Source organism: Pseudomonas sp. Sample_24, from assembly GCF_004307605.1.
Lineage (GTDB): Bacteria > Pseudomonadota > Gammaproteobacteria > Pseudomonadales > Pseudomonadaceae > Aquipseudomonas.
Map to the genome: position 1 here is coordinate 1 of NZ_RCNW01000511.1, position 5,578 is coordinate 5,578.

4 protein-coding genes and 1 pseudogene are annotated in these 5,578 nt (G+C 54.1%); 4 read left to right on the forward strand and 1 reads right to left on the reverse strand.

Features of this window, described 5'->3' with window-relative positions; all coding sequences use genetic code 11:
- The 4 genes from D8V06_RS29345 to lanM form a co-directional block, all read left to right on the forward strand.
- Positions 1-417, forward strand: a 417-nt coding sequence (locus tag D8V06_RS29345) for a carbon starvation CstA 5TM domain-containing protein (RefSeq protein WP_277751323.1), incomplete at its 5' end; no start/stop codon positions are given.
- A 15-nt stretch (positions 418-432) separates the two neighbouring features.
- On the forward strand, positions 433-630 hold the full coding sequence (locus D8V06_RS29350) for a YbdD/YjiX family protein (RefSeq protein WP_007895266.1): 198 nt from the start codon (positions 433-435) through the stop codon (positions 628-630).
- Between the two features lie 122 nt (positions 631-752).
- Positions 753-1,724 (forward strand): GTPase, encoded by a 972-nt coding sequence (yjiA, locus tag D8V06_RS29355; RefSeq protein WP_130905854.1) that lies wholly within the window; start codon positions 753-755, stop codon positions 1,722-1,724.
- A gap of 522 nt (positions 1,725-2,246) precedes the next feature.
- Positions 2,247-5,321 carry a type 2 lanthipeptide synthetase LanM gene (gene lanM, locus D8V06_RS29360; RefSeq protein WP_130932351.1) on the forward strand — a complete coding sequence of 1,025 codons (3,075 nt, stop codon included), beginning with the start codon at positions 2,247-2,249 and terminating at the stop codon, positions 5,319-5,321.
- 117 nt (positions 5,322-5,438) lie between these two features.
- On the opposite strand, the pseudogene glyA reads toward lanM, so the two are convergent.
- Positions 5,439-5,578 (reverse strand): annotated as a pseudogene (gene glyA / locus D8V06_RS29365) (serine hydroxymethyltransferase); the annotation flags it as partial.

Genomic DNA, 5,578 nt, shown 5'->3' on the forward strand with positions numbered 1-5,578 from the left:
ATCTCCAACCAGATGCTGGCCGGTATCGCGCTGATGCTCGGCACCGTGGTGCTGATCAAAATGAAACGCCAGCGTTATGTCTGGGTCACCATGTTGCCGGCAGTGTGGCTGCTGATCTGCACCACGACGGCGGGCTTCATCAAGCTGTTCGACGCCAACCCGGCGATCGGCTTCCTGGCCCTGGCGAAAAAATACAGCGATGCCCTGGCCAACGGCCAGATCCTCGCCCCGGCCAAGGACATCACTCAGATGCAGCACGTGATCTTCAACGCCTACACCAACGCAACGCTGACCGCGCTGTTCCTGTTCGTGGTGTTCAGCATCCTGTTCTATGCGCTCAAGGTCGGCATCGCCGCCTGGGGTAAAAAAGAACGCACGGATAAAGAGTCGCCCTTCCAGGCATTGCCGGATGCGTAATCGAGGATTTGCAGCATGTTCAATGACCTGAGTCGCCTCGGTAAATACCTCGGTCAGGCCGCACGCCTGATGGTCGGCATGCCCGACTACGACAACTATGTCGAGCACATGCAAACCAAACACCCGGACAAACCGGTGATGAGCTACGAGATGTTCTTCCGCGAACGTCAGGAAGCCCGTTACGGTGGCAAGGGTGGGCCGAAGTGCTGTTGAAGCACCACGCTTAGGTAACACACCACTGTAGGAGCACGGCTTGCCGGCGATAGCGATCTTCAGGACGCCATCGCTGGCAAGCCAGGCTCCTACAGTTTTTTCAGTGTATGGGAGACCTTCCTTTGCTACCCCCTATCCCGGTAACAATCCTCAGCGGGTTCCTCGGCGCCGGTAAAACCACTTTGCTGCGCCACCTGCTGAAAGCCGAGCACGGCCTTAAAATTGCCGTGATCGAAAACGAATTCAGCGACGCCGGCGTCGATACCCAACTGTTGGGCGACGAGCCGGTACAAGTGATGACGCTGTCCAATGGCTGCGTCTGCTGCACCATCCACACCGATCTGACCAAGGCCCTGTACCTGCTGCTCGAGCGCCTCGACGGCGGCGACATCGTGTTCGACCGGCTGGTGATCGAATGCACCGGCCTGGCCGATCCAGCGCCGGTGGCGCAAACCTTCTTCATCGACGAAGAATTGCGAGAGCGCTACATCCTCGATGGCATCATCACCCTGGTGGACGCGGCACACGCCGAGACCCACCTGACACAGACCATCGCCCAGGCCCAGATCGGCTTCGCCGACCGCTTGCTGGTGAGCAAGCGCGATCTGGTGGACGAGCCGACCTTCAACGCATTGAGCGAGCGGCTGACCCGGATCAATCGTCGGGCTCCGATCCGTGTGGTCGATCACGGCAAGATCGACCTGGCCGAAATGCTCGACGTACGTGGTTTCAATCTCAATGCTGACCTTGGCGGTGGCGTGAGTCTGCGTCCGGTAAGCCAGGCGCCCTCCATCGACCGCATTAGCAGCCTTGTGCTGCGTAGCGACAAGCCGCTGGATATCGACAAGCTCAGCGAGTTCATGAACGAGCTGCTGGAAGACCACGGCAAACAACTGCTGCGCTACAAAGGCGTGTTGAACATCGCTGGCGAACCGCGGCGCATGGTGTTTCAGGGCGTGCTGAAGCTTTACGGTTTCGATTGGGACACCCCATGGGCCGAGGGCGAAGCGCGTGAGAGTGTGATCGTGTTTATTGCCGACGATTTACCGGAAGAAAAGATTCGCGAAGGTTTTGCGCGAGTTGTCTCGGATTAAAAAAGTACGGGCAGTAATGGCGGCAGGGACGCCAGTTTAAATAGGTTTTTTATTGAAGGCGTTTGTTTTATTTGCTGTTTGATGGTGCGAGATTTGTTGTGTGTCAGGTTTATGATGGGGTGAGGTTTGTAAGGGTTTGCGTGTCGAGTTCGTTGAATTCCAGAGCGGTGTAATTATTTTATATTGGCCTTTGAATGTAACGAAATATGCGGTGTCCTGCTTTACATTTTGTTCTAAATTGCGGCTGTACGTGTTGCAGTCAAGTGCTAAAGTCGCCGTCGTCAATTCAGACAAATGTATATCTCAGGAGAAATCCCATGCAAGAGCAAATTATGGATCTGTCGGGCGAGTTGGATGCCGAGTTCGAAGCGTATGCAAGTTCTGGTCAGGCAGATGTCGGAGGGGAAACAATGTGCACTAATGTGTCTTGTGGAACCCTGCAGTGTACTGTTCTAGGCTGCTGCTAACCGATCTCCATGCAGGGCGGGCACGTCCCGCTCTGCTTGTCTTGGGTGTTTGGCGATGTTGACCGATAATTTGAATATTAAAGAGTTGAAAGCAAAAAATACCGTTCCATCCCCTGAAACACTGCGCAAGACAATAGAGCTGCTGCACACGGATGACAAGGCTGTACTGCGATACTTTGGAGTTGATCGACAAGCGCTTATAAAGAATTTGGCATATTATTCATCGGATGCGTATCGGGGAAGTTGCTGTTTTATTCCGCTGCTTGATGAAAGAGTTGACGATCTTGTCTCGTTGCCTTTCGAAGCGCATGACAGTGATAGCGAAGGGTTTGGTTTTTTTCATGCCTGTTGGTATGTTTATCTGAAACATGTTTTCAAAAGTGACCAAAAATATACGCAAGCTTGTGAATGGATTAATGTCGAAGCCTTCTTGCTCAGCGCTCGCGCAAGTATCATTTCCAATATCAGATACTTGGCCGAAAAATCGCTTGTTCACCAATTGAACAGCCGGATCGCCGAGAGCCCCGAACTGGATCTACAGGCATTCAACCGAGAGTTCTCAGAAGGCGCCTTAGTGCCGTTCCTGGCTGCCTACCCGGTTTTGACCGATCTGTTGTTTCAGCGAATCGACGACACTGTAGCTTATCTTTACAAGGTCATCGATCACTTCAGCCAGGATATCGAACGACTCGTAGCGGCCTTCCCGCTTTCCGACCGACGCATCGACTCCATCGTCCTGGGGCTGGGCGACTTCCACTCCAATGGTGAAACAGTCTGCTTCGTTCAGGTCGGCGACCGATCACTGGTGTACAAACCCCGCAGCAACCGGGAAGCGTTGTTTTACGGGGCATTGCTTGAGCAATTGCGTGCGAGCAGCGGTAATGCGTGCTTTGACGTTTATGCCCCGGTCATGGTGTCGCAGGACGATCATTGCTGGATTGAAAAAATCGAAAACCGGGAATGCGAAAACGTAGGCGATCTGGATATTTTTTTTCAGCGTCTGGGCGCCCAGGTTGCAGTGATCCACGCCTTGAACGGCATCGACTTTCACTACGAAAACATCATTGCCTGCGGCAGCAGTCCGGTCATGATCGATCTGGAGTGTTTGTTCACCCCGTCCATGATTGATTTGAGAACGCCATTGGCGCACAGCCGCGCCCTGTTCAAAACGATCAAGCTCAATGGGCAATCCGTTTTTTCAAGTGGCTTCGTGCCTTACACCCCGGATTCAGACAATGATTACAGCGGTCTTAGCCGCCAGCAGCACTTCACGGGGAAGAGAAAACAGCTGGTTCGCGAGCAACGCTTTTATCGATTGAAATCCGTTGAATTCGACAGTCGGCCGGTCATCCGGCACTTGCCGGTTTTCGCTGGCACGACGCATTCGGTCGCTGATCACCAGGCCGCATTTTTTCTGGGTTTCGAGCGCGCCTACGATGAATTGATGAACACTCGGGAAGCCGTGCTTGAGCTGCTCGCGCAACATGCCGCCTCACTGGAGACTCGCGTCCTGATGAAAAATACGCAGCGCTATGCGGATTTCATCGCGATGATGCTTCATCCGCGTTTTACTCAGTGTCGCGTTCAACAGGAGTTGTTGCTGGCGACCCTGTGGTCAGACTTGCCTGAGACACTCAACGATTATGAGATACCTCGGCATGAAATCAGGGATCTGAAAAAAACCGACATCCCTTGTTTCACCTTGCCATTGTTATCCAGCCACTTGATCAATGCCCATGGCGAGACTGTTGCTTCCCTGGCGATCGAGAACTCGTTCGACAGTTGCCGCCGCAAGCTGGAGAGTTTCTCGTCAAGCGATAAAGCCTTTCAGAGGCATGTATTGCAGATGTGCCTGTTTCCCGTGGCAAGCGAAGCCTTGCCTATGAACCGCGAACATCAACTTAACGTCGTGCCAGACCTGAGCTCGGCGCAGTATGTGCGTTGTGCGATGAAGATTGCTGAGGCCATCGCAAAGGTGCGTATTTACGGTGAGCAAGGCGATGCAGGCTGGAGGTTCATGGATACGCACCCTCGTACAAGCCGCCATTTCATTTCACCCATGGGCTGCGGTGTATACAACGGCATGGGCGGCCTGGCGATTTTCTACTTGAGCCTGTACCGGATCACCGGTGAATTGCCTTATCTGGAGGATGCCGAACGCATTCTGTGCTCCATGGCCCTGTCCCACGGGCACTTCGCCAGTGAACTGACGGTCAGTGCCTATTTCGGCCTGACCTCCTATTTATACGTGTTGGTCAATTATCGACTCATGACTGGTCGTCTGACGTACGAGACAAAGGTCGATGAATTGCTGGGCAAACTGGCAGATATCCCGAGCACAGCCGATGAGTTCGATTTCATTCATGGCTGGTGCGGGGCGGTGACTGTACTGGTGAACCTTTATCAGCTTGAACAGCGTGAGACATTGCTCCCCCTGATCGAACGTTTCTCGCAATCGATCCAATCGGCAGTGACGCTGGATAACGGAGTGTTGTTGTTAAAAAACACGGGCAAGCCGCTGTGGACAGGTTTTTCCCATGGTATTTCCGGTGTTCTGTACGCATTGGGCAAGGTGTGGGACGTGACCCGCGATCCGCTGTTGGCTCAGTTGATCGCACAGTACGTACGGGCTGAAAATCGCCTCACTGTCGAGGGGTACTGGCTTGATTTACGTGAAAACGCGAGGTCTTCGTCCACCATCAAGTGGTGTCATGGCGACGCGGGTATTCTGATTGCCCGACGTTGGTTGATACGTACGATGGGCGGCACGCTGGATGGCGACACCCGGGATTTGCTCGAACAAGACGCCGAGCGTTGTGAGCGCCACCTTTGGGAACAGGGGCTGGGTTCGGGCTACAGTTTGTGTCACGGCGATTTCGGCAATCTCATGTGCTTGCTGAGCGAGTACCGTGACACGGGCAACGCACCGGGCATTGCCAGGGTCATGGGGGCGCTCTCTCAGGTGCTCCATAACTTCCTCGATGAAGACTTCTTGGGGGAGGGCAGTGTCCCGGACCTGGGGCTGATGCTGGGGATTACGGGTGTCGGTCAGGCCCTGCTGAATGCGGTAGAAGGCGGTTTGCCTGATGTGTTATCCATGAAGTTCGCGCAGCCGACAGTCGAGCCTTGAGCGCAAAGGCGTCAGGATCAGCTTGATAAAGAGCGGCGCTGACCAGGTTGATTTGTCGACGAAAAAAAACCGGCCAGTTTCCTGGCCGGTTTTTCAACTGCGGTTCAGCAACGCTGATTAAGCGCCGTACACCGGCAGCTTCTTGCAGATGGCCTTGACCTTCTCACGAACGGCGTCGATCACCGCTTCGTTGGAAAGATCTGCCAGGATGTCGCAGATCCAGCCGGCCAGTTCCTTGCACTCTGCTTCCTTGAAGC

Coding starts and splice junctions, on each gene's coding strand:
- lanM (WP_130932351.1), top strand. CDS start 2,247: ATGTTGACCGATAATTTGAATATTAAAGAGTTGAAAGCAAAAAATACC.
- D8V06_RS29350 (WP_007895266.1), top strand. CDS start 433: ATGTTCAATGACCTGAGTCGCCTCGGTAAATACCTCGGTCAGGCCGCA.